Annotated in this window: 5 protein-coding genes; 2 read left to right on the top strand and 3 right to left on the bottom strand. The window is 36.4% G+C overall.

Annotated elements, in window-relative coordinates; genetic code table 11:
- Positions 1-296: hypothetical protein (locus ACFIJS_RS08765; RefSeq protein WP_375651225.1), on the bottom strand; the 296-nt coding region annotated here is incomplete at its 3' end.
- 164 nt (positions 297-460) lie between these two features.
- Complete coding sequence (locus tag ACFIJS_RS08760; protein ID WP_004854224.1) at positions 461-1111, bottom strand: S24 family peptidase; 651 nt, start codon at positions 1109-1111, stop codon at positions 461-463.
- 50 nt (positions 1112-1161) lie between these two features.
- On the opposite strand from ACFIJS_RS08760, the gene ACFIJS_RS08755 reads away from it, so the two are divergent.
- Both ACFIJS_RS08755 and ACFIJS_RS08750 read left to right on the top strand, forming a co-directional pair.
- Positions 1162-1479 carry a hypothetical protein gene (locus tag ACFIJS_RS08755; RefSeq protein WP_375607575.1) on the top strand — a complete coding sequence of 106 codons (318 nt, stop codon included), beginning with the start codon at positions 1162-1164 and terminating at the stop codon, positions 1477-1479.
- A 15-nt stretch (positions 1480-1494) separates the two neighbouring features.
- Entirely contained in the window at positions 1495-1929 is a 435-nt protein-coding gene (locus ACFIJS_RS08750; protein ID WP_120100899.1) for a hypothetical protein, read from the top strand.
- Between the two features lies 1 nt (position 1930).
- Here the strand turns inward: ACFIJS_RS08750 and ACFIJS_RS08745 are convergent, their stop codons facing one another.
- Positions 1931-2770 carry a hypothetical protein gene (locus ACFIJS_RS08745; protein ID WP_375608662.1) on the bottom strand — a complete coding sequence of 280 codons (840 nt, stop codon included), beginning with the start codon at positions 2768-2770 and terminating at the stop codon, positions 1931-1933.
- Between the last annotated feature and the right edge of the window lie 89 nt (positions 2771-2859).

The following is a 2859-nucleotide window of genomic DNA, read 5'->3' as shown; positions in this document are numbered from 1 at the left end:
ATCTCGCCTAAAAGTTTATTGTAAACAGCACTTTCGCATATAAAATAATGAACCTCACTATCCTCATCGAGATGTTCAATATTTGCTTCGACATATGCGTCTGCAATCTCTTCAGAGATATCTTCACAATTATTCTCAGAAGGATTTATACGAAAGATTTGGATTGCATCATCTACCTCAGCAACAATGCTTAGAATTTGGCTTGCATCAAGTGGTCCAGACTCTGCAATGTTTTGATTATCATCGTAGGAAACTAATAAAATTTCATTGGAATTAATAAGAATTGGCTTATCCATAATTTTTCCTCCCTAACGCCTCTTGGCGATTGTTTGTGCGTGGTTTATGGATACCAATGTAGCGATTTTAAAAACAAAGTCAACAAAAAAATGTAGCGATTTTAAAAATTTTTTAAAAGTAATAAACTAAAGGCTTGCTTGAAGAAAAGTATAAAAATATTAACTCATATTCTGGCTGGCTTAATCCAGTCGATAGGTGCACACCATTCTAATTCTACATCTACGATATCAGCATATTTTCCATTTATACTGGATAAAACCCATTTCCCTTTTTCTTTCCCTAGACGTAATACTTTGATGTAAACTTTTCCACATTTAGTTTTTATGATGGCGCGGTTGTTAATAAGATCCTCTGGTGGCAAATGATAGGAATAAAAAAGAAGGCTTCCTTCTTCAATGGCTGGAAACATAGAATCACCTACCACGCGAACAGCAACAGTTCCTTTAGGAGCAGATGGCGGGGCTTCTACTTCTTCTAGACAACCAGAATCTATTGCGATTATTTCTCCTCCGGCTCCTACAGATCCAATCAAAGGAACTAAGTGATTAGTAGGAATAGAAGCACCTGTAAGCTTTGATATTTCTAATAATTCTCGAGCAGAAATATCTCTTGTTCCTTTTAGCATTTTATTGACGGCAGCACGATCTATCGAGCGACCTAAAGAAGCGGTTAGCTGTCTTGAAAGCTCTGATTGGCTTAATCCAGCTTCAGATAAGGCATTTTGCAACCATTGTGAGATACTTATTGTCATATCTTTATTGTAGGTACGTTGTATACAATCGTCATTTTCTAATTTAGCAACATGTGGTTTCATTATTAATTTTCCTTCTTGACATTGTTTTTATAATCGCTACATAATGTGCTATGAAACAATTTTCGGAAATAATAAATCTATTAGGTGGGGTTCGTAGGGTATCTCAGTTGCTTGGGGTGCATAGAACACGCGTATATGTCTGGCTCCGTCCTATATCAAAAGGTGGAACTGGTGGGAGAATTCCAACAAAACATATCCCAATTCTTTTGAATGAAGCCAAAAGAATTGGAGCACCGATTAAGGCAGAAGACTTTTTCTCGTTTTTTTATAGGACGCAATCATGTGATTCTAAATTATCTTCACAATCTGCTTTTACTGCTGCTTCTACAGATAATAATGAACAGCAACAGCACCCTTCACAGGTTTAAAGAGAAAGATCAGAGATGATAGATGTCCCACATATCACTATAAGTAAGGTCAAGTTGATTAATCTTGTTAATAAGATTGGACGTGAAGATATATATTATGGTGTTCGCTCGCCTAATCAGACATGTGAAAGTTGCATAGATCCCTCATCAACAGGTTATCTTGTCTATATACTGCAAAATATTTTTGCGCGTGATGATAGAAATTATTTTCCGTTATTGCCATACGATGATTTTAATCAATGGTTTTCATCTGCCTTTACGCAAGCTTTTACAACTTGGTTTGATAATTATTTTTCTCAAGATTTGTCATCTTTTCATCGCCTAAATGAGCTACTTTTGTTTACAGCTTTAGTCGAAAGTAATCTTGGCTTCTTAAGGGATGACCTCATCAAAAAAAGAGAAGAAGAAATCAAATTAATAAATGATGCGTGTAGTGTGCGTCTGAATTGAGTTAATCCACTTTTTTAAAGTCTATGAGGTCGGTTTGTGTTGTTACAGTCATTTTTGTTTCTGGTTGCAGTGGGGATGTATGGGTAATGATTAAAGTAACTTGGTCTTTTATATCTTCTTCACGTGCTGCTACAAAAATAAGGATTTTTGAAGGTTTGCCTTCTGAGGGAGCTACAGAAATATTAACATCGATTTCTGGTCCCGTTCGAAAATTCTTTGCTTTATCACAGAAGCCAGGGAATACTCGCGATTCTGCAACCGCGTCAGGATTAACATATGGTGATTGTATTTGCCAAGTTTTTTGCCTAGGTTTGTATATGATGCCATATCCAAGAATAAAGCGAGAACTATCTTTTAGCTTTATATTTAAAATATGGACGACAGTTTGTGCATTATTTTCTACCTTTAAGAAAAGAAGCGTCCACTTGTCCTTTGTTGGAAGATGCGGTCCAGTTGCATATATGGAAAGTGGCGGTCCTAAATCCTGTACTCTTTTGTTATCTAACAAAATTTTAATATGTTCTTCTGACCATTTTGCAATATCTTTTGTTGATTTTGCTTGCTCTTCAAGAGCTGCAGTTTGTTTTTCGCTTTCTGCAAATTTCTTGATTACCCATTTCTTATCTTGTGCTCGTTTTTTTGCGGCTTCTTTACGGTCTTTGCATCTTAAAATAAGCGCTACTGAAAGTGATCCGATAAATGACAGGAAACCCGTAAGAAATATCTTTATCCATTCTTGCATCTTTCCCCACCCCACTTTTTTAGAATCTTTGGCAGGATACTTTTTCACAAACATTTTTGCAAGACAGGCAATCACAACACGTTCTGTCATAGCACACATATAAATACGTAGAGCCTTAAGGGGGGATTATGATCACTAATGCACAAACCATTCTCTGTCTTGATCTAGGCACTAAGACTGGCTGGGCG

Source organism: Bartonella sp. OT172YNZD, from assembly GCF_042193725.1.
Lineage (GTDB): Bacteria > Pseudomonadota > Alphaproteobacteria > Rhizobiales > Rhizobiaceae > Bartonella > Bartonella grahamii_A.
The sequence above is the reverse complement of the archived record's forward strand: the minus strand, read 5'-3'. Positions and strand labels throughout refer to the sequence as shown.